This window comes from Citrobacter sp. A316 (assembly GCF_002042945.1).
In the GTDB taxonomy this organism is placed as follows: Bacteria; Pseudomonadota; Gammaproteobacteria; order Enterobacterales; family Enterobacteriaceae; genus Citrobacter; species Citrobacter portucalensis.
This window is the reverse complement of the sequence record NZ_MVFZ01000014.1, coordinates 138,249-160,626: the sequence shown is the minus strand read 5'-3', so window position 1 is coordinate 160,626 and position 22,378 is coordinate 138,249. Positions and strand designations below refer to the sequence as shown.

Annotated in this window: 18 protein-coding genes and 1 rRNA gene; 13 read left to right on the top strand and 6 right to left on the bottom strand. The window is 50.5% G+C overall.

Features of this window, described 5'->3' with window-relative positions:
* Window positions 1-75, bottom strand: a 16S ribosomal RNA gene (locus tag BZK41_RS17715); the annotation flags it as partial.
* Between the two features lie 597 nt (window positions 76-672).
* On the opposite strand from BZK41_RS17715, the gene BZK41_RS17705 reads away from it, so the two are divergent.
* The 6 genes from BZK41_RS17705 to BZK41_RS17685 all read left to right on the top strand — a co-directional run bounded on the left by BZK41_RS17705 (window position 673) and on the right by BZK41_RS17685 (window position 7,591).
* A complete protein-coding gene (locus BZK41_RS17705) occupies window positions 673-2,304 on the top strand; it encodes a sensor histidine kinase (RefSeq protein ID WP_079939019.1) in 1,632 nt (543 codons plus the stop codon).
* Window positions 2,301-3,020: a two-component system response regulator DcuR gene (gene dcuR, locus BZK41_RS17700; protein WP_079939018.1), complete on the top strand. Its 720-nt coding sequence runs from the start codon at window positions 2,301-2,303 to the stop codon at window positions 3,018-3,020. Before BZK41_RS17705 ends, dcuR begins: the two co-directional genes overlap by 4 nt.
* Window positions 3,021-3,328: 308 nt before the next feature.
* Complete coding sequence (locus BZK41_RS26990) at window positions 3,329-3,646, top strand: hypothetical protein (protein ID WP_139762621.1); 318 nt, start codon at window positions 3,329-3,331, stop codon at window positions 3,644-3,646.
* 90 nt (window positions 3,647-3,736) lie between these two features.
* Window positions 3,737-5,077: an anaerobic C4-dicarboxylate transporter DcuB gene (dcuB, locus tag BZK41_RS17695; RefSeq protein ID WP_003031873.1), complete on the top strand. Its 1,341-nt coding sequence runs from the start codon at window positions 3,737-3,739 to the stop codon at window positions 5,075-5,077.
* A gap of 96 nt (window positions 5,078-5,173) precedes the next feature.
* Complete coding sequence (gene fumA / locus BZK41_RS17690) at window positions 5,174-6,820, top strand: class I fumarate hydratase FumA (protein ID WP_008786974.1); 1,647 nt, start codon at window positions 5,174-5,176, stop codon at window positions 6,818-6,820.
* A gap of 147 nt (window positions 6,821-6,967) precedes the next feature.
* Window positions 6,968-7,591 carry a DUF2238 domain-containing protein gene (locus BZK41_RS17685; protein ID WP_079939017.1) on the top strand — a complete coding sequence of 208 codons (624 nt, stop codon included), beginning with the start codon at window positions 6,968-6,970 and terminating at the stop codon, window positions 7,589-7,591.
* Window positions 7,592-7,611: 20 nt separating this feature from the next.
* Here the strand turns inward: BZK41_RS17685 and BZK41_RS17680 are convergent, their stop codons facing one another.
* The 3 genes from BZK41_RS17680 to melA form a co-directional block, all read right to left on the bottom strand.
* Window positions 7,612-7,866 (bottom strand): SemiSWEET transporter, encoded by a 255-nt coding sequence (locus BZK41_RS17680; protein ID WP_079939016.1) that lies wholly within the window; start codon window positions 7,864-7,866, stop codon window positions 7,612-7,614.
* Window positions 7,867-7,868: 2 nt separating this feature from the next.
* Window positions 7,869-9,299: a melibiose:sodium transporter MelB gene (gene melB / locus BZK41_RS17675; protein ID WP_079939015.1), complete on the bottom strand. Its 1,431-nt coding sequence runs from the start codon at window positions 9,297-9,299 to the stop codon at window positions 7,869-7,871.
* A gap of 92 nt (window positions 9,300-9,391) precedes the next feature.
* Entirely contained in the window at window positions 9,392-10,747 is a 1,356-nt protein-coding gene (gene melA / locus BZK41_RS17670) for an alpha-galactosidase (RefSeq protein WP_139762620.1), read from the bottom strand.
* Window positions 10,748-11,016: 269 nt separating this feature from the next.
* Here melA and melR point away from each other — a divergent pair, with 269 nt between their 5' ends.
* The 7 genes from melR (at window position 11,017) to pmrB (ending at window position 20,534) form a co-directional block, all read left to right on the top strand.
* Window positions 11,017-11,949, top strand: a complete 933-nt coding sequence (gene melR / locus BZK41_RS17665) for a transcriptional regulator MelR (RefSeq protein ID WP_003826756.1) — start codon at window positions 11,017-11,019, stop codon at window positions 11,947-11,949.
* Window positions 11,950-12,186: 237 nt separating this feature from the next.
* The gene (gene adiA / locus BZK41_RS17660; RefSeq protein WP_123269153.1) at window positions 12,187-14,454 is read left to right on the top strand and encodes an arginine decarboxylase; all 2,268 of its coding nucleotides are present in this window, start codon (window positions 12,187-12,189) and stop codon (window positions 14,452-14,454) included.
* A 313-nt stretch (window positions 14,455-14,767) separates the two neighbouring features.
* Window positions 14,768-15,529: an AraC family transcriptional regulator gene (locus tag BZK41_RS17655; protein ID WP_079939012.1), complete on the top strand. Its 762-nt coding sequence runs from the start codon at window positions 14,768-14,770 to the stop codon at window positions 15,527-15,529.
* A gap of 127 nt (window positions 15,530-15,656) precedes the next feature.
* Entirely contained in the window at window positions 15,657-16,994 is a 1,338-nt protein-coding gene (gene adiC / locus BZK41_RS17650) for an arginine/agmatine antiporter (protein ID WP_003031853.1), read from the top strand.
* Between the two features lie 146 nt (window positions 16,995-17,140).
* On the top strand, window positions 17,141-18,778 hold the full coding sequence (gene eptA / locus BZK41_RS17645) for a phosphoethanolamine transferase EptA (RefSeq protein ID WP_079939011.1): 1,638 nt from the start codon (window positions 17,141-17,143) through the stop codon (window positions 18,776-18,778).
* A 4-nt stretch (window positions 18,779-18,782) separates the two neighbouring features.
* Complete coding sequence (gene pmrA, locus BZK41_RS17640; RefSeq protein WP_079939010.1) at window positions 18,783-19,451, top strand: two-component system response regulator PmrA; 669 nt, start codon at window positions 18,783-18,785, stop codon at window positions 19,449-19,451.
* Between the two features lie 9 nt (window positions 19,452-19,460).
* Window positions 19,461-20,534: a two-component system sensor histidine kinase PmrB gene (gene pmrB, locus BZK41_RS17635; protein WP_139762622.1), complete on the top strand. Its 1,074-nt coding sequence runs from the start codon at window positions 19,461-19,463 to the stop codon at window positions 20,532-20,534.
* Here the strand turns inward: pmrB and pmrR are convergent.
* The gene (gene pmrR / locus BZK41_RS17630) at window positions 20,528-20,617 is read right to left on the bottom strand and encodes an LpxT activity modulator PmrR (RefSeq protein ID WP_003826741.1); all 90 of its coding nucleotides are present in this window, start codon (window positions 20,615-20,617) and stop codon (window positions 20,528-20,530) included. The two genes, pmrB and pmrR, sit on opposite strands and share 7 nt — an antisense overlap.
* 149 nt (window positions 20,618-20,766) lie before the next feature.
* Window positions 20,767-22,269: a glycine betaine/L-proline transporter ProP gene (gene proP / locus BZK41_RS17625; protein ID WP_079939008.1), complete on the bottom strand. Its 1,503-nt coding sequence runs from the start codon at window positions 22,267-22,269 to the stop codon at window positions 20,767-20,769.
* Window positions 22,270-22,378 lie beyond the last annotated feature (109 nt).

The window sequence follows — 22,378 nt, the reverse complement described above, 5'->3', positions numbered from 1 at the left end:
GTGCTACCGTTCGACTTGCATGTGTTAGGCCTGCCGCCAGCGTTCAATCTGAGCCATGATCAAACTCTTCAATTTAAGTTTGATGCTCGTGAATTAAACTTCGTAATGAATTACGTATGTTCACTCAGAGACTTGGTATTCATTTTTCGTCTTGCGACGTTAAGAATCCGTATCTTCGAGTGCCCACACAGATTGTCTGATAAATTGTTAAAGAGCAGTTGCGACGCGCTTTAGCGCTCTGTCGCGAGGTGGCGTATATTACGCTTTCCTCTTTCAGAGTCAACCCTCATTTTCAGGTTTTTCTCTTCAACCGAACCGGCTGTTTGTGTGAAGTGATTCACATCCGCCGTGTCGATGGAGGCGCATTATAGGGAGTTTCCTGTGGCCCGCAACCCTTAAATGACAGAAAAATGACTGACTGCTGCATTCCACAGCAAAACCCCGCCTTATACCCATTTACGCACAGAGTTATCCACAATCATAAGGAAATTATCTGTCAGCGCCCCTGAAAAGGGAGAGAACAGGTATGAAGATCCCTATATAGAAAGAAATTCACTCTACGCTATATAAAGAAGAAGGACCGACAACTTAAGCGCCATAATCCCTACCACCTTTGAATTACGGCCTCCATCAGGCAATAATACCCGCACAAACCGTGATTTCAGGACAGTGATGAGATACTCCCTGCAACGTACAGCTATACGCAAACGCCCGATGAAGCTTGGCACCACCGTGATCCTCATGGTCAGTGCCGTACTCTTCTCCGTGCTGCTTGTCGTTCATCTGATTTATTTCTCGCAGATCAGCAACATGACGCGCGATGCATTAGCGAGTAAAGCGCTTGCGGTCGCGCGAACGCTGGCCAACTCTCCGGAGATCCGCCTGGGGCTCATGAAAAAACCGGAGGAAAGCGGCATTCAGGCGATTGCCCAGGCGGTGAATAAGAGCAACGACTTTTTGTTCATCGTCGTCACTGATATGCAAAGCATTCGTTACTCCCATCCCGAAGCGCAGCGAATCGGCCAGCCATTTAAAGGCGATGACATATTGCTGGCCCTGCAAGGTAAAGAGAATGTCGCCATTAATCGTGGATTTCTGGCTAAAGCTCTACGTGTATTTACTCCTATCTATGACGAACATCATCGGCAGATTGGTGTGGTGTCGATCGGCCTTGAGCTAAGCCGGGTGACTGAGCAGATCAATAACAGCCGCGGCAGTATCATCTGGTCCATCTTATTTGGCGTGCTGGTTGGATTGCTCGGTACATGGGTATTTGTCAAAATCCTCAAGCGCATTCTGTTTGGCCTGGAACCTTATGAAATCTCCAATCTGTTCGAACAACGCCAGGCAATGCTGCACTCTATAAAGGAAGGAGTCATTGCCGTTGACGAGTGCGGTGAGGTGACGCTGATTAACCAAGCGGCGCAGGAGCTGCTTGATTATCACAAATCGCAAGATGATGCCCAGCTCTCCACACTCAGCCATGCGTGGTCACAGGTGGTCGATTTTTCACAGGTCCTACATGACGGAACGCCGCGCCGCGATGAAGAAATCATGGTGAAGGATCGGCTACTCTTAATTAACACGGTCCCGGTACTCAGCAACGGTAAAATCATCGGCGCCATTTCAACCTTCAGAGATAAGACTGAAGTCCGAAAGCTAATGCAACGCCTGGACGGTATGGTCAACTATGCCGATGCACTTCGTGAACGATCCCACGAATTCATGAATAAATTGCACGTGATTCTGGGATTATTGCATCTGAAAAGTTATAAGCAGCTTGAAAATTATATCCTGAAGACCGCGAACAATTATCAGGAAGAGATTGGCTCACTGTTAGGAAAAATAAAATCACCGGTGATCGCAGGATTTTTACTCAGTAAGATTAATCGCACATCTGATTTAGGCCATAGTCTGGTGATCAGCAATGAAAGCCAGTTGCCGGAAAATAGCAACGAAGATCAGGTGGCGGTGCTGATTACCGTTCTGGGAAATCTGATTGAAAACGCCCTGGAGGCGCTAGGTCAAGAACCTGGTGGTGAGATCAGCGTATCCTTGCATTATCGACACGGCTGGTTGCATTGCGAAGTGAATGACGATGGTCCGGGGATCGCCCCCGAACACATTGAGCACATCTTTGAGAAGGGCGTTTCGTCAAAAGGAACCGAACGGGGCGTTGGTTTAGCGCTTGTTAAACAACAGGTTGAAAACGTTGGCGGCAATATTTCCGTCGAGTCTGAACCAGGGATCTTCACCCAATTTTTTGTACAGTTACCGTGGAATGGTGAGAGGGCCAGCAGATGATCAATGTCTTAATTGTCGATGACGATGCAATGGTAGCGGAATTAAACCGCCGTTATGTTGCGCAACTCTCCGGTTTTCACTGCTGCGGCACAGCCTCCACGCTGGAGAAAGCAAAAGAGATAATATTTCATAGTGGTCATCATATCGATCTGATTTTGCTTGATATTTATATGCAAAAAGAAAACGGTCTGGACCTGCTACCGGTTCTACACAGTGAAGGTTGCAAGTGTGATGTCATTGTTATCTCTTCCGCCGCTGACGCGACCACCATCAAAGACTCCCTCCACTATGGTGTGGTTGATTACCTGATCAAACCCTTTCAGGCATCCCGTTTTGAAGAGGCGCTCACCGGCTGGCTGCACAAGAAAAACGAGATGGAAAAGCATCAGTACTATGAACAGTCTGAGCTTGACCAGTTGATTCACGGCAGCTCCTCCAATGAACAGGAAACGCGGCGCTTACCCAAAGGGTTAACGCCGCAAACGTTACGCACGCTGTGCCAGTGGATTGATGAGCACCAGGATCAGGAGTTCTCCACGGATGAACTGGCCAACGAGGTCAATATCTCGCGCGTCTCTTGCCGTAAATACCTTATCTGGCTCGTCAATTGTCACATCTTATTTACCAGCATCCATTATGGCGTGACCGGCAGACCTGTTTATCGTTATCGCGTGCAGGCTGAACACTACTCATTGCTTAAACAATATTGCCAATAAATACACTTGGGATTATTTGTTATTTGAAAGTAACAATTATTAAAATAATGAAAAATCCCTATTTAACCAGCTAGCACTGCAAAATTATAAATTTGCGTTAGATCAAATATATTTGTATCCAGCATGTTAAATGTATTATTTTAATATTGATTAACGTCACACTGTTTTTAATTTCAAAATCGCTAACAAAAGTTAATTAAGTATTATCTGACTCACAGAGTGTGTATTTTTACCCATAAAGGATTAGTCTGAAATTAAGCAGACATACAAAATCTAGACTGGTAGCAATGGAGACCATGCTACATACCATGGACACCGTACATTTTTGTGAGCAAATAAAAGCATCCGCACGCCAACCTCATCACATCATGACATGGCGTGAGCGCGATCACATTAATAACCCACTCACTCATTCTGTCGGTGATGCACGTAATAGCGGAAAACGCAAAACAGATAAATTACAGCGTCAACCGCGGCTCTCCATGTTCAGCTCTGCTTCCCATCGCCTGAGGATTCTCTCCTCTGATCAAAGCCACAGAAAAAAACAAAATATCGCCGTAACTTTAAAAAACATTCTAGCAAGACATTTGAACATTAATCGCAAATACGGACATATCGAATACTGACCATTTTTTGATGCTTATTCTGGCAAAAAAGAATGTGGCACAGATCCATTTTTCAAAAAATTGACTGGGTTTTTCGCGAGGGTAAATAAAATGTTATTTAGTATACAACTTCTCATAATATTAATATGTTTGTTTTATGGTGCCAGAAAGGGCGGTATCGCACTGGGTTTATTAGGCGGTATCGGCCTGGTCATTCTGGTTTTCGTTTTCCATCTCCAGCCGGGTAAACCACCTGTAGATGTAATGCTGGTTATTATTGCCGTGGTGGCCGCATCGGCAACCTTACAAGCCTCCGGCGGCCTTGACGTTATGCTGCAAATCGCTGAAAAGCTGCTGCGCCGCAACCCAAAATACGTTTCCATCGTCGCCCCGTTCGTTACCTGCACCCTGACGATTCTCTGCGGTACAGGCCACGTGGTATACACCATCCTGCCAATCATTTATGACGTTGCCATTAAGAACAATATTCGCCCGGAACGTCCGATGGCGGCGAGTTCTATCGGTGCACAGATGGGGATTATCGCCAGCCCGGTTTCTGTAGCCGTTGTGTCACTGGTGGCAATGCTGGGTAACGTAACGTTTGAAGGCAAGCATCTCGAATTCCTCGACCTGCTCAGCATCACCATCCCATCTACCCTGCTGGGTATCCTGGCGATCGGTATCTTCAGCTGGTTCCGTGGTAAGGATCTGGATAAAGATGAAGAGTTCCAGAAGTTCATTTCCGTACCTGAAAACCACAACTATGTGTATGGCGATACCGCCACGCTGTTAGACAAAAAGCTGCCAAAAAGCAACTGGCTGGCCATGTGGATCTTCCTGGCCGCTATCGCCGTTGTTGCCGTGCTTGGCGCGTTCTCTGAGCTGCGTCCAACCTTTAGTGGCAAACCGCTGTCAATGGTGCTGGTTATCCAGATGTTCATGCTGCTGACCGGTGCGCTGATTATTATCCTGACGAAGACCAATCCCGCTTCAATATCTAAAAACGAAGTCTTCCGTTCCGGTATGATCGCGATTGTGGCGGTGTACGGTATTGCCTGGATGGCCGAAACAATGTTCGGCGCGCACATGACAGAAATCGAAGGTGTGCTGGGCAATATGGTGAAAGAGTATCCGTGGGCCTATGCAATTGTTCTGCTGCTGGTATCCAAATTTGTAAACTCCCAGGCAGCGGCGCTGGCAGCGATTGTTCCGGTCGCGCTGGCAATCGGGGTTGATCCAGCGTACATCGTGGCTTCTGCTCCGGCATGTTACGGTTACTACATTCTGCCGACCTACCCGAGCGATCTGGCTGCTATCCAGTTTGACCGTTCCGGCACCACCCACATCGGCCGCTTCGTTATCAACCACAGCTTCATTCTGCCTGGCTTGATCGGCGTAAGCGTATCCTGTGTCTTTGGTTGGATCTTCGCCGCAATGTACGGTTTCCTGTAATCACAGTTCGCGTGCCGTCCACGTTGGTACGGCACGCCACCATGAAGACACAGAGAATTTTAAAATTCCTGAGAAAAATGAAAAGGCTGGAAGCAAATGTCAAAAGTTGAATTCACTTACCAGGCGGCTTTCCCACTGGGGGAAGACAAAACTGAGTACTACCTGCTGACATCCGATCACGTCAGCGTCGGCGAGTTTGAAGGCGAAACAATCCTGAAAGTAGCCCCTGAAGCACTTACGCTACTGGCCCAGCAAGCCTTCCACGATGCCTCCTTCATGCTCCGCCCAGAACACCAACAGCAAGTCGCCTCAATTCTCCATGATCCCGAAGCCAGCGAAAACGATAAGTACGTGGCGCTGCAGTTCCTGAGAAACTCCGAAATCGCCGCCAAAGGCGTGTTGCCAACCTGCCAGGACACCGGTACGGCAATCATCATGGGTAAAAAAGGTCAGCGCGTATGGACGGGTGGCGGCGATGAAGCTGCGCTCTCCAAAGGCGTATTTAATACCTATATCGAAGATAACCTGCGCTACTCGCAAAACGCGGCGCTGGATATGTACAAAGAAGTGAATACCGGCACCAACCTGCCCGCACAGATCGATCTGTACAGCGTGGACGGTGACGAATACAAATTCCTGTGCGTGGCCAAAGGCGGCGGTTCAGCCAACAAAACCTATCTGTATCAGGAAACCAAAGCGCTGCTGACTCCCGGCAAACTGAAAAACTTCCTGGTTGAGAAAATGCGCACGCTGGGTACCGCAGCTTGCCCGCCGTACCACATCGCATTCGTCATTGGCGGCACGTCAGCGGAAAGTACCCTTAAAACAGTGAAGCTGGCCAGCACGCACTACTATGACGCGCTGCCGACTGAAGGCAATGCTCACGGCCAGGCGTTTCGCGATCTGCAACTGGAACAGGAACTGCTGGAAGAAGCGCAAAAACTCGGCCTTGGCGCTCAGTTTGGCGGGAAATACTTCGCACATGATATCCGCGTGATCCGCCTGCCTCGCCACGGCGCGTCCTGCCCGGTTGGGATGGGCGTTTCTTGCTCAGCAGACCGTAATATTAAAGCCAAGATTAACCGCGAAGGGATCTGGATCGAAAAACTGGAACATAACCCAGGTCAGTACATTCCGGAATCTCTGCGCCAGGCGGGCGAAGGTGAAGTGGTTAAAGTTGACCTCAACCGCCCGATGAAAGAGATCCTCGCCCAGCTCTCTCAGTACCCGGTTTCTACTCGTCTGTCACTGAGCGGTACTATCATTGTTGGTCGTGACATTGCCCACGCGAAGTTAAAAGAACGTATTGAGTCCGGCGAAGGTCTGCCGCAGTACGTGAAAGATCATCCGATCTACTACGCGGGTCCGGCCAAAACACCTGCAGGCTATCCGTCCGGTTCTTTAGGCCCAACCACCGCAGGTCGTATGGACTCCTACGTTGACCTGTTGCAGTCTCACGGCGGCAGCATGATCATGCTGGCAAAAGGCAACCGTAGCCAGCAGGTGACTGATGCCTGCCACAAACACGGTGGCTTCTACTTAGGCAGCATCGGTGGTCCGGCAGCGGTACTGGCGCAGCAGAGCATTAAACATCTGGAATGCGTGGAATACCCGGAACTGGGTATGGAAGCTATCTGGAAAATCGAAGTAGAAGATTTCCCGGCTTTCATCCTGGTCGATGACAAAGGCAACGATTTCTTCCAGCAAATCGTCAGCAAACAATGCGCTAACTGCGCGAAGTAACCCATTCGGCCCGGCACTGGACTGACATCAGATTTTTGGCGTCAGTCCAGTGATCCCCCCGGGCCAACTTTATCCCCCCATTTACTGGCGTTGAATTTTTGCCGTTCACAGGGAATAGTAATCTTTTCCATTACTTGTGAATTCACAATGCTTCGCACACTGAACCCCACAATCTTGTACTTTGGCGCACTGATCCTGGTGCTAATCCTTATCTACACCGGTATCTGTGCTACTGAGAAAATCACCTGGCTGATGGAAGTCACGCCGGTCATTATTGTCGTCCCGCTGTTGTTGGCAACCATGAAGCGGTACCCATTGACGCCGCTGCTTTACACGTTGATTTTCTTGCACGCCATTATTCTGATGGTTGGCGGGATGTATACCTACGCCAAAGTTCCCATTGGTTTTCAGGTGCAGGAATGGTTGGATCTCAGTCGTAACCCCTATGACAAGCTGGGCCACTTCTTCCAGGGACTGGTACCAGCCCTGACGGCAAGAGAGATTTTAGTGCGCGGCAATATTGTCCGTGGTCGTAAGATGCTGGCATTTTTGGTCTGCTGCGTAGCACTGGCGATTAGCGCAATGTATGAACTAATAGAATGGTGGGCGGCGCTGGCAATGGGACAAGGTGCGGATGATTTCCTTGGCACGCAAGGTGACCCGTGGGATACCCAGTCGGACATGTTCTGCGCCCTGCTCGGCGCATTAACAACGGTCCTCGCACTGGCGGGCTGGCACAATCGGCAGTTGAAAACGGCCGGAGAGCGCTAACGCTTTTCCGGCAATCAACGCTACCTACTGCGATACTTGATAACCAGAATCGGCAAGGCGAACAACAGTGTCAGAAAGTTCGCCATGCTGACGGCAGTATCTTCAATCAATAATCCGTAAATCAGCCACAAAACCAGCCCGCACACAAACATCACATACATCAAACCGGAGATGCCTTGCGTGTTGCGGGTGGTAATAACCTTAATGGCTTGCGGTAAGAAAGAGAGCGTCGTCAGGCTAGCCGCCATATACCCAATCCACGAATGCCATTCCATCGCTACGCCTTCACATCGCCTGGAGTGGCTACCGCAATAGCCGGGATATCCAGTTGCTCATGGTGCTGCGGCACCTTGCGATACTTATCCAGTAAATGGATCTGGATCCTGCGCAGGGTGTCGCCATTCAGTCGATAAAAGCGGAAATACAGGACTAAGGTCACCACGAAAAAGAGTGCGGGTAGCGCTATCATAATAAACTGCATGCCAACGATGGTTTCGGCAGACTGCGCGACATTCGGCGCGTAATTAATCACCCCGAGTATCAACGCGATAAAGAAAGCGGCAAATGCTGACCCGCCTTTTACCACCATTGTCTGCACCGAATAAGCGATACTTTCACAACGAACATTAAGTTTATATTCGCCGTAATCAACGGTATCCGCCACCATAATGACCTGCAACACCCAGAAAAGCGCAGATCCAATATTTAGTAAAACACCAGCAATAACAATCAGTAAGATATTATGGAAATCTGCCAGCGCCATCACCAGTAGTACGCTACAGCTAAGCACCGGCAGCACCGATGCCCCAGCCCACAAGATCCGTCGTGACAACGCGCTTACCAACCGAGGAAAGAAAATCAGCGTCAGCAGGTTTGCCGCACCTGCGTAAGACATGTAGTACGGGAAGAGACTTGCATCGCCAATCACGTAGGTAAAATAGTAAATGGCAAAGCCAGCAATGATATTGGATGCAATATTGTAAGCCAGTGCCATACCTAACAGGCAGGTTAGCTGGTCATTTTTATAAATGAGCCCAACGATCGCTTTCAACCCAAGACGACTGCTGTCTGCCGTGGCCTCACTATCTGACGAAAAAACCTCATGCACATTCCGTAGCGTCACAACGGTGGAAACGATAAAGAACGCGATGAGAATCAGCGTAAACATCTGAAAACCAAAACCACGATCGGCTCCGCCAACATAGCTCACAAAAGGTAGCGTCACGCCTGCGGTAACAAACCCGGCAAGGCTGGCGAAGAAACGCGGATACGGCACCAGTTGTTCACGCTCGCGTTTATCCAGTGTAATGGTTGGCACCAGTGACCAGAATGGAATATCCATAATGGTGTAGGTCATTCCCCATAATATATACGTCACGCAAACAAATACGACCTGCGCAGTACCCTCAAAAAGATGTGCGCTAAAAAGCAAAAACAGCACCAATGAGTTCGCCAGCGTACCAAGTAAGATCCAGGGTTTAAATTTTCCCCAGCGCGATCGGGTGGCGTTCACAATCCAGCCCATAATGGGATCGTTTACCGCATCCCAGATCCTTGCCGCCAGAAACAACGTTCCGACCAGCCCCACCGATAATCCCACCACGTCGGTGTAGTAATACATCAGGTACATGTACACAATACCGATGGCGAAATCCTTACCAAACGCTCCAAATCCATAACTGAGTTTTGTTGTCAGAGAGATGCTCATAGGGTATCGGGTCGCTGTTACCAGCGCCCGCCTTCTGTAAGAGGAAACGTCAGAGGTTAAACGCCGGATGCACTGCCCGGCGTGATTGTGTATTAACGGTGCAGCCAGGCCGGCAGCCAGTCGCCGTGAGACGCGATCAGGTCGTCCACCAGCGCATAAATCTCTTCAATCCCCAGTACCGCGGCGGTATGCGGATCCATCATCGCCGCGTGATAAACGCGATCGCGATTCTCCGTCAGAATGGCTTCCGTTAGCAGGGTCTGAACATTGATATTGGTTTGCATCATGGCCGCCAAATGTGACGGGAGAGTCCCGACTTTCGTTGGCTGAATACCATTCGCATCGACCAGACAAGCGACTTCGACGCAGCAGCCTTGCGGCAGGTTATCGATCAGATTGTCATTGCGAACGTTGCCATACACGACGCTCGGTTCACCGGTCCAGATGGCGTTCATGATAGTGCTGGCATATTCACGCGACGGTTTAATGTCGATCCGCTCAGCCGTTTTGTACTCTTCCAGTTCCTTTTTCCAGTTCGCCAACTGCTCCACACAACGTTTCGGATATTCATCCAATGGCACCTTATAGCGCTCAATCAGATCTTCACGCCCCGGCTTGATAAACCACGGCGTATATTCAGCGAAGTGCTCCGACGATTCGGTGACGAAATACCCCAATTTTTTGAACATTTCATAGCGCACAATGTTCTGGCAACGGGTATTTCCGTGAATATTTGGTTTCGGCGCCTGACCGGATTCATAGGCCGCCAGCAGCTCCGGGTAGAGATTCACATAGGCACCATCCGTCGTTTTGCGCTCCAGCTCCAGATAAAACGCCATATGATTGATCCCGGCACTGCGATAGCGCAAAGAAGCAGGGTCGATGTTCAGATCGCGGGCCAACTCCTCCGCCGTCCCCTGCACCGAATGACACAACCCAACCTGCTTAATATGCGGATAGCGCGCATACATTGCCCAGGTGTTCATTGCCATCGGGTTAACGTAGTTAAGCATTGTGGCCTGCGGACAAACTTCGGTCATATCCTCACAAATCTGCCATAAATGCGGGATGGTGCGCAGCGCGCGCATGATGCCGCCCGGCCCCAGCGTGTCGGCAATCGTCTGCTCCAGACCATGGCGTTTACACACCGTAAAATCGGTGACGGTACAGGGTTCATAGCCGCCGATCTGGAAAGCGACCACCACAAAATCAGCATCCTGTAATGCCGCTTTTTGATCGGTATAGCAGGTGATACGCCCGGACGCGCCCGCAGAATCCATCAACTTGCGTACAACAACGTGCGACTCTTCCAGACGCGTAGGATCGAGATCCATCAGGGCGACATGCGCAGATTTAAGCGCATCGCGGTGAAAGACGTCCCCAAGAATATTTTTGACGAAAATCGTGGAACCGGCGCCGATAAAGGTAATTTTGGGTGCTGACATCATGACTCTCCAGAACATTAGTGAACACAGTCATGGTGGCACAGCGCATAGATGAAAACCTCCGACTTCCCTGCTGAGCATTCCCATAAACTCAGATCATCACTCTGCGCCCTATTGGATCTGAGTTTATGGGACAAAATTACCCAAAAAGCAGAGTATGCGGCCGCAAAATGTCGCTATGCTCAATGGTAACGGTCCAATTTGTGTCCTGATTCTCAGCCTTAATACGTGTTAAATGACATGATTCTGATAATTCAGGAAATGGAGCAACCATGAGTACATTACCGACATCGCCTCTTCCTCCCGATCCGCACATGTGTAGTAGCGATGAAGAACAAACCCGCAGCCCGCTATCGCTGTACTCTGAATATCAACGGATGGACATTGAGTTGCGCTCACCGCATGCTATGCCTGCCAGCCACTGGCATGGGCAGGTGGAGATCAATGTCCCGTTTGATGGCGACGTCGAGTATCTTATCAACAATGAAGTGGTGCAGATAAAACAGGGACACATCACGCTATTCTGGGCCTGTACACCGCATCAACTCACGCGTCCGGGCAGTTGCCAAAGTATGGCTATCTTCAATTTACCGATGCACCTTTTCCTCTCCTGGCCGCTGGATCGCGAGCTGATCAACCATGTTACCCATGGAATGGTCATCAAATCGCTGGCATCGCAGCAGTTGAGCACCTTTGAGGTTCAGCGCTGGCAACAGGAACTGAGCAACCCGAACGAACAAATTCGCCAGCTCGCCATTGATGAAATTGGTCTGATGCTCAAGCGGTTTAGCCTTTCCGGCTGGCAGCCTATACTCGTCAATAAAACCTCGCGAACCCACAAAAACAGCGTGTCGCGGCACGCCCAGTTTTACGTCAGCCAAATGCTGAGCTTTATTGCCGATAACTACGATCAGGCGCTCACCATCAACGACGTCGCGGAGCACGTGAAGCTCAACGCCAACTACGCGATGGGGATTTTCCAACGCGTAATGCAACTCACCCTGAAGCAGTACATCACGGCAATGCGGATCAATCACGTCCGCGCATTGCTTAGCGATACCGATAAAACCATTCTCGACGTTGCGTTGACCGCCGGATTCCGATCCAGCAGCCGTTTTTATGACACCTTCAGCAAGTTTGTCGGCATGTCGCCACAGCAGTACCGCAAACTAAGCCAGCAGCATCGGCAAACAATCGCTGGTTGATATCTTTCGGCAATATCAGTATCAGCCAAAAAAATATTCCCCCTGTCGATAAACGGCGGTGAAAAACCGCCAACAAGCAAACATAACTATCTGTTTAAAAACAAATAAAACAAAAATCAGACTATTTTTTACCCGCTTTACAGTCCATTTTGACAGGATAATACTTGCCTGCGTCACATTCATACGGTGTGTCTGCAATTCATAGATTGCAACCTTTCCACAACCGGGTAAAAGATGATGAAAGTATTAATTGTTGAAAGTGAGTTTCTGCATCAGGACACCTGGGTCGGTAGCGCTGTCGAACGTCTGGCTGACGCATTAAGCCGCCAAAATGTTACTGTCATTAAGTCCACCTCATTCGACGATGGTTACGCAATCCTCGCCGCCAATGAAGCCATTGATTGCCTGATGTTCAGCTATCAAATGGAACAACAAGACGAACACCTGAACGTCAGACAATTGATCGGCAAGCTCCATGAGCGCCAGCAAAACGTTCCTGTTTTCCTGCTGGGCGATCGCGAAAAAGCCACCGCATCGTTGGATCGCGACCTGCTGGAGCTTGTCGATGAATTCGCCTGGATTCTGGAAGACACCGCAGACTTTATCGCCGGTCGCGCCGTTGCGGCGATGACCCGCTACCGCCAACAACTTCTGCCGCCACTGTTCAGTGCGCTGATGAAGTACGGCGACATCCATGAATATTCCTGGGCAGCTCCGGGTCACCAGGGCGGCGTTGGATTCACCAAAACGCCAGCCGGTCGTTTCTACCATGATTACTACGGTGAAAACTTATTCCGTAGCGACATGGGTATTGAACGCGCATCCCTTGGCTCGCTGCTGGATCATACCGGCGCGTTTGGTGAGAGCGAAAAATATGCCGCCCGCGTGTTTGGCGCTGACCGTTCCTGGTCCGTAGTGGTCGGGACTTCCGGCTCTAACCGCACCATCATGCAGGCCTGTATGACCGACAACGACGTCGTAGTGCTGGATCGTAACTGCCATAAATCCATCGAACAGGGGCTGATCCTCACTGGGGCAAAACCGGTGTACATGGTGCCAAGCCGCAACCGGTACGGCATTATCGGGCCTATCTACCCGCAGGAAATGCAGCCTGAAACATTGCAGAAAAAGATCAGCGAAAGCCCGCTGACCAAAGGCAAAGCCGGGCAAAAACCGTCTTACAGCGTTGTGACCAACTGTACCTACGACGGTGTTTGCTACAACGCCAAAGAGGCCCAGGACCTGCTCGCGCAAACCAGCGATCGCATCCACTTCGATGAGGCCTGGTACGGCTATGCCCGCTTCAACCCAATTTATGCGGATCACTACGCCATGCGTGGCGCACCGGGCGATCATAACGGTCCTACCGTTTTTGCCACCCACTCGACCCACAAACTGCTGAATGCGCTTTCTCAGGCATCTTACATTCACGTTCGTGAAGGTCGCGGGGCCGTGAACTTCTCCCGCTTTAACCAGGCGTACATGATGCACGCCACTACCTCTCCGCTGTATGCTATCTGCGCCTCAAACGATGTGGCGGTCTCCATGATGGACGGCAACAGCGGCCTGTCACTCACCCAGGAAGTGATCGACGAAGCAGTCGATTTCCGTCAGGCCATGGCACGGTTGTACAAAGAATTCACCGCCGAAGGCGACTGGTTCTTCAAACCGTGGAACAAAGAAGTGGTAACCGATCCGCAGACCGGCAAAACCTATGACTTTGCCGATGCGCCAACCCAACTTCTGACCACCGACCAGAACTGCTGGGTAATGCGCCCGGGTGAATCCTGGCACGGATTTAAAGACCTGCCGGATAACTGGAGCATGCTGGACCCGATCAAAGTCAGCATTCTGGCACCGGGGATGGGCGACGATGGTGAACTGGAAGAGAACGGCGTACCGGCCGCACTGGTCACCGCCTGGCTTGGCCGCCACGGCATCGTGCCGACCCGTACCACCGATTTCCAGATTATGTTCCTGTTCTCCATGGGGATTACCCGCGGGAAATGGGGCACACTGATCAACACGCTGTGCTCTTTCAAACACCATTACGATGCCAATACCCCGCTGGCACAGGTGATGCCAGAACTGGTTGAGGAACATCCAGACACTTACGCCAACATGGGCATTCACGATCTGGGCGACACCATGTTTGCCTGGCTGAAAGAGAACAACCCTGGCGCACGTCTTAACGCGGCCTACTCCGGCCTGCCTGCTGCTGAAATCACCCCGCGTGAAGCCTATAACGCGATAGTCAGCGATAACGTTGAGATGGTGGCCATTGAAAATCTGCCGGGTCGTATAGCTGCGAATTCCGTTATTCCTTACCCACCAGGAATTCCGATGCTGCTGTCCGGGGAAAACTTTGGCGACGCCAATAGCCCGCAGATTAGTTATCTACGTTCGTTGCAGTCCTGGGACCACCACTTCCCTGGATTTGAACATGAAACCGAAGGAACGGAAATTATTGACGGTGTGTACCACGTTATGTGCGTGAAAGCATAATGTCGTTTTATAGATAGTCCGATGTTTAAGGTAGACATGTCATGCTTGAGTAATTCCTGAGTATTGCTGCAAAACAATAACATTGTCATACCTTTTTGCGCGGGACCACCCCGCGCTTTTTTTATACGCAAATAGCATCTTTCCACTTGCGTACAAAAATGTGTACATAAGAAAAACCCCACCAAACATTGTAATTAATTTCAGACACGTTATTTTATTGCAGTCCTGGTTTCATCATACAATTTCAATTTAGCCGATTGGCTCATCTGATGTTGAGCTACGGTGTTTTATGTTCATATTCCTGGAGTTGGGTATGAGGCTTTGCAGCAAAGAAGCTTGTGTTGTTGTATTAACGGAGAAGGATGTTTGGTTAAGGATTAACGGTAAAGAAGCCATCAGTTTAAAAGCTAATCATATGGCACTGGTGGCATGCGATAATAATATTATCGATTTCTCATCACTTAATAACGCATTGGTCGTACATATCAACCGCGATATCATTAAAGATTATCTGCGATTTTTAAATAAAGACCTTTCACAGATCCCACTCTGGCAACGCAGTGCCAGCCCAGTGATGACCGCAGCGTGTCTGACGCCGGATGTCTTCAGGGTGGCAGCCCAACATAGCGTAATGGACACAGTGAACGAAGCTGAAAGAGAGCGTACGCGCTCGCTACTGTTCACGGTGTTATCCCGCTTTCTCGACAGCAAAAAGTTTATTTCTTTGCTCATGTATATGCTGCGCAACTGTGTCAGCGACAGCGTTTATCACATTATTGAGAGCGATATACATAAAGACTGGAATTTAAGCATGGTTGCCAGTTGCTTATGCCTGAGTCCCAGTTTGTTAAAGAAAAAGCTCAAAAGTGAAAATACAAGTTACAGCCAAATAATTACCACATGTCGCATGCGATATGCCGTCAATCAATTACTGATGGACGGCAAAAACATTTCTCAGGTCTCTCAACTGTGTGGATATAACAGTACCTCATACTTTATCTCCGTATTCAAAGAGTTCTATGGGATGACGCCTCTGCATTATGTTAGTCAACATAGGGAGCCATCTGCCGCCTGATTTTTAATCAGTCAGCGATAAGCCATAATAATATCAGCATTAGCGATACCCCAGCTCCGTCATCATTAAACAGACTTTTGACGAGGTATGATAAGGCGTCATTTATCCTTATCAGGAGTTAAAAAATATGTCGACGGATGCTGATGCTCACAAAGTGGGCTTAATCCCCGTCACCCTTATGGTGTCGGGGAATATTATGGGTTCCGGTGTATTCCTGCTACCCGCAAACCTTGCGTCAACTGGCGGGATTGCAATCTACGGATGGTTGGTCACGATTATCGGTGCTCTGGCACTGTCGATGGTGTACGCCAAAATGTCGTCCTTAGACTCCAGTCCCGGTGGTTCTTATGCTTATGCCCGCCGCTGCTTCGGTCCTTTTTTGGGCTACCAGACCAACGTGCTGTACTGGCTGGCCTGCTGGATTGGTAACATCGCCATGGTGGTCATTGGCGTCGGTTACTTGAGCTACTTCTTCCCCATCTTAAAAGATCCGCTGGTCCTGACGCTGACCTGCGTCGTAGTGCTGTGGATCTTCGTATTACTGAACATTGTCGGACCGAAAATGATCACCCGCGTGCAGGCCGTCGCAACGGTACTGGCACTGGTGCCAATTGTCGGGATTGCCGTCTTCGGCTGGTTCTGGTTCCGCGGTGAAACCTATATGGCGGCCTGGAACGTCAGCGGGATGAACACCTTCGGCGCGATTCAAAGCACTCTGAATGTTACCTTATGGTCATTTATCGGGGTAGAAAGCGCCTCCGTCGCGGCTGGCGTGGTTAAAAATCCCAAACGTAACGTGCCTATCGCCACCATGGGCGGTGTGCTGATTGCCGCCGTGTGCTATGTGCTCTCCACCACGGCAATTATGGGTATGATCCCTAACGCGGCACTGCGTGTTTCAGCCTCTCCGTTCGGTGATGCCGCACGTATGGCGCTGGGTGACACCGCCGGGGCAATTGTCTCCTTCTGCGCTGCGGCCGGGTGTCTTGGTTCTCTGGGCGGCTGGACGCTGCTTGCCGGGCAAACCGCCAAAGCCGCAGCCGATGACGGTCTGTTCCCACCTATTTTTGCCCGCGTGAACAAAGCCGGTACGCCAGTAGCCGGGTTAATTATCGTCGGCATCCTGATGACTATCTTCCAGTTCAGCAGCATGTCGCCGAACGCAGCGAAAGAGTTTGGTCTGGTCTCTTCGGTCTCCGTTATCTTCACCCTGGTGCCGTATCTGTACACCTGCGCCGCGCTGCTGCTGCTCGGTCACGGACACTTCGGCAAAGCGCGTCCGATGTACTTACTGGTGACCTTTATCGCCTTTGTCTACTGTATCTGGGCGGTTGTCGGTTCCGGTGCCAAAGAAGTGATGTGGTCGTTCGTCACGCTGATGATCATCACCGCGCTGTACGCACTGAACTACAACCGGATCCATAAAAATCCGTATCCACTGGATGCTCCGGTAAACAATAACTAACGCCAACAATCGTCGTGGCCCGATGGAGTAAGTTCATCGGGTCAACGTTCTCCCACCGCTCTTCGAAAAATCAACATTAAGAACTTAAGGTTGGCTTAATTTTACTTTGAGAGGATTTGCGCCACATAGTCGATGGAACTCCCTTAATGTTAAAGCTCTTGTTTAAAAGGCCCACTCTCGGGCTAATCAGCTGGCTTCTGCTGATCTCATTTTATCTTGCGACCTTCCTGAACATTGCGTTCTATAAACAAGTGCTGCAAGACCTGCCTCTGGACTCTGTGCGTAACGTGCTGGTATTTTTATCAATGCCGGTGGTCGCGTTCAGCGTCATGAACATCGTGCTGACGCTGGCCTCATTCCTGTGGCTTAATCGCCTGGTGGCGTGCATTTTCATTCTGGTTGGCGCATCGGCCCAATATTTCATCATGACCTACGGCATCATCATCGACCGCTCGATGATCGCCAATATGATGGACACCACCCCCGCCGAAACCTTTGCTTTGCTGACACCACAGCTGCTCATCACGCTCGGGGTGAGCGGTATTCTGGCCGCGCTTATTGCCTGCTGGGTAAAAATCAAACCGATCGCGCCAGTCATGCGCAGCATACTGTTTCGTGGCACGAACATTCTGATCTCCGCGCTGCTGATCGTGCTGGTCGCTGCGTTCTTCTATAAAGATTACGCCTCACTGTTTCGCAACAACAAAGAACTGGTGAAATCCCTCAGCCCATCCAACAGCATTGTGGCGACCTCATCCTGGTATTCACACCAGCGACTGGCCCACCTGCCGCTGGTACGCATTGGCGAAGATGCACATCGCAATCCGTTGATGGTGAAAGAAAAGCGTAAGAACCTGACGATTGTGGTTCTCGGCGAGACCTCACGCGGCGATAACTTCTCGCTGTCCGGCTATTCGCGCCAGACCAACCCACTGCTGGAAAAAGATGATGTAGTCTATTTCCCCCGCACGACATCCTGCGGAACGGCAACGGCAGTATCGGTGCCTTGTATGTTCTCGGATATGCCGCGCGCGCACTACGACGAGGAACTGGCGCAGCATCAGGAAGGCGTGCTCGACATTATTCAACGGGCGGGAATTAACGTTCTCTGGAACGATAACGACGGCGGCTGCAAAGGGGCTTGTGATCGGGTTCCGCACCAGAATATGACTAAGCTGAACCTGCCAGGGCAGTGTATTGACGGTGAATGCTACGATGAAGTCTTGTTCCACGGACTGGAAGAATACATTAATAATCTGAAAGGCGACGGCGTGATTGTATTGCATACCATCGGCAGCCACGGTCCGACCTATTACAACCGCTATCCTGCGCAGTTTAAGAAATTTACGCCAACCTGCGATACCAACGAAATCCAGACCTGTTCGCAGCAACAGCTGGTTAATACTTACGACAACACCATTCTTTACGTTGACTATATTGTTGATCAAGCAATTAATATACTGAAAGAGCACCAGGATAATTTCACCACCAGCCTGGTCTATCTTTCCGATCACGGCGAATCCTTAGGGGAAAATGGCGTCTATTTGCACGGCCTGCCGTATTCGATTGCACCAGATACGCAAAAACATGTGCCGATGCTGCTGTGGCTCTCCGAGGATTATCAGCAACGCTATCAGGTCTCTCAGACATGTTTGCAAAAACGGGCAAGCTCAGAAGACTTCTCGCAGGATAATCTCTTCTCGACCCTGCTGGGATTAACGGGCGTGCAAACACAGAAATATCAGGCGGCGGATGATATTCTGCAACCCTGCCGGGGAGGCTAAACGAATGAAAATCCTGATTGTTGAAGACGATACGTTGTTATTACAGGGACTGATACTCGCCGCGCAAACAGAAGGCTATGCCTGCGACGGCGTATCAACGGCCCGTGCAGCGGAGCAGTGTCTGGAGACCGGACATTACAGTCTGGTGGTTCTGGACCTGGGTTTACCGGATGAAGACGGCCTGCATTTTTTGAAGCGGATCAGGCAGAAAAAATACACCGTACCGGTGCTTATTCTCACCGCCCGTGACACGCTCAAAGACCGGGTCAGCGGACTGGACGTGGGCGCCGATGACTATCTGGTCAAACCGTTCGCCCTGGAAGAACTGCACGCCCGCATCCGGGCACTGCTGCGTCGTCACAACAATCAGGGTGAAAGTGAATTAATTGTCAGCAATCTGACGCTGAACATCGGTCGTCGCCAGGTGTGGATGGACGGACAAGAGATTATCTTAACGCCGAAAGAATACGCGCTCCTGTCACGCCTGATGCTCAAAGCAGGCAGCCCGGTACACCGGGAAATTTTGTATAACGACATCTACAGTTGGGATAACGAACCGTCGACCAATACGCTGGAAGTGCACATACATAATCTGCGCGATAAAGTCGGGAAATCACGCATCCGCACGGTCAGGGGATTTGGCTATATGCTGGTTGCCACTGAGGAAAGCTAAGTGAAGCTGCTGCAATATCTAAAACAACCGCTTCCGCTTCGTCATCGCCTGATGTTGACGATTGGTCTTATTCTGCTGGTCTTTCAGTTGATTAGCACCTTCTGGTTGTGGCACGAAAGTACCGAACAAATACAGTTATTCGAACAGGCGCTACGCGAAAATCGTAATAACGATCGCCACATCATGCATGAGATCCGCGAGGCCATCGCCAGTCTGATCGTCCCCGGCATCTTTATGGTCAGTCTGGCGCTGCTAATTTGCTATCAGGCGGTGCGACGAATAACCCGCCCGTTGGCAGATCTGCAAAAAGAGTTAGAAGCGCGAGCAGCCGATAACCTGGCCCCAATTGAAATTCACAGCTCAACCGTTGAGATCCAGGCCGTTGTCTCAGCGCTCAACGAGCTGGTGACGCGGCTGACCAGTACTATTGAAAACGAACGATTATTTACCGCCGATGTCGCCCACGAACTCCGTACACCGCTGTCAGGCGTTCGCCTGCATCTGGAATTATTATCCAAAACCCATAAGGTCGACGTTTCGCCGCTAATTGCCCGCCTTGATCAAATGATGGACAGCGTATCGCAGTTGCTGCAACTCGCCCGCGTCGGACAGTCGTTTTCGGCCGGGAGTTACCAGCGCGTCAAACTGCTGGAGGACGTTATTCTGCCCTCCTACGATGAACTCAGCACCATGCTGGACCAACGTAAACAGACGCTGCTCCTGCCACAAAGCACGGCGGACGTTGTCGTGCGTGGCGATGCTACGCTGTTGCGGATGCTGCTACGAAATCTGGTGGAAAACGCACATCGTTACAGCCCGGAAGACACCCATATTACGATTAGCCTGAATACCGAGCATGATGCCGTCCTGGCCGTCGAAGATGAAGGGCCGGGAATTGATGAAAGTAAATGCGGGGAGTTGAGCAAAGCGTTTGTGCGTATGGACAGCCGCTTTGGCGGAATTGGACTGGGGCTGAGCATTGTCAGTCGTATCACCCAGTTACATCAAGGGCATTTCTATCTGCAAAATCGCCAGGGAGCCAGCGGCACTCGCGCATGGGTGGAATTGGCGAAAGATCAGTAAGAGCTCACCCACACATACAAAAAGCTGCTGACGATCAGCACACTGCACACGGTGGTCAAACTTTCATAAATACGGGTTTTCATGACACTCTCCTCCGAAACTATGGAGGAGAGTTTGCCTGACACAGATTAAGCCAACCTTAAGTCGATATCATAAGACGCCTTATCCGGCCTACAGAGCACTGAGCTGCCCGTAGGCCTGATAAACGTAGTGCCATCAGGCAATAACACAGTTACTCATCAATACGCGGATGCTGCTGCACCAGACGCGTACGCTTAACCTGTAGCTCAGCAATTTCCTGATCGATATCTTCGATTTTCTGTTCAATGTTATCGTAGTGTTCGCCGAGGATCTCTTTCGCTTCCTGAATATCCGAAGCGGCAGGTGTCGCGCCTTTCAGCGGCTGATTAGCCGTCTCTTTCATGGTCACACCGGTAATCAAACCTACTACCGCAATCACCATCAGATAATAAGCAGGCATCATCAGATTCTGCGAGCTTTCCACCAGCCATGCGGCCAATGTCGGAGTCAGACCGGCGATTAATACCGAGATATTAAACGCGGCGGCCAGCGCACTGTAGCGAATATGCGTCGGGAACATCGCCGGTAACGTTGACGCCATCACCCCGGTAAAGCAGTTGAGGATCACCGCCAACATCAGCAACCCGGCGAAAATCAGGCCGATAACGTTACTGTTAATCAGAATAAATGCCGGAATTGCCAGCACAAACAGCGCAATACTGCCCATGATCACAAACGGACGACGCCCGAAACGGTCGCTGAGCAAACCCATAATCGGCTGCACAAACAGCATACCAATCATGATGGCGATAATAATCAACACGCCGTGGTCTTCAGAGTAATGCAGGTTATGCGACAGATAGCTCGGCATATAGGTGAGCAGCATGTAGTAGGTGACGTTGGTGGCAATCACCAGACCAACACATGCCAACAGGCTGCGCCAGTGCTTAGTCGCAATCTCTTTAAACGAGACCTTAGGACCTTCCTGCAGACCCTGACGATCGCCCTGCTCCAGTTTATCCACGTGCTGCTGGAACGCCGGAGTCTCTTCCAGCGCATGGCGCAGGTACAGACCAATCAGCCCTAACGGCAGCGCCAGGAAGAACGGAATACGCCAGCCCCACTCAAGGAAGTTATCCTCGCCGACGATAGTTGAGATCAGGACCACCACGCCCGCACCCAGCACAAACCCGGCAATCGAGCCGAAGTCCAGCCAACTGCCCATAAATCCGCGCTTACGGTCTGGCGAGTACTCTGCGACAAAAATCGATGCCCCGGTATACTCTCCGCCGACCGAGAACCCCTGCGCCATCTTACAAAGCAACAGCAGAATCGGCGCCCAGATACCAATTGAGGCATACGAGGGAATAAGACCGATACAGAAGGTACTGATCGACATAATCACAATGGTGATAGCGAGTATCTTCTGACGGCCGTATTTATCGCCGAGCATACCGAAGAACAATCCGCCAAGCGGTCGAATCAGAAAGGGAACAGAGAAGGTGGCGAGTGCAGCAACCATCTGCACGCTGGGGTCAGCCCCCGGGAAGAACACTTTACCTAATGCGTAAGCAACAAACCCATAAACACCAAAATCAAACCACTCCATCGCATTACCTAACGACGCTGCGGTAATGGCTTTTCGCAATTTACCGTCATCAATGATGGTAACGTCGCGCAGCGTTATTGGTTTTATTTTTTTCCTTTTTAGCATACTCGTCCTCTTAGACTTAGCCCTGTCACGCTCCAGTTCGAGTCCCCCAACGCCCATGCGTCAAGGTCATCACCGAGCGGGGAACGCACAGGCGCATTCCCTGTAACAA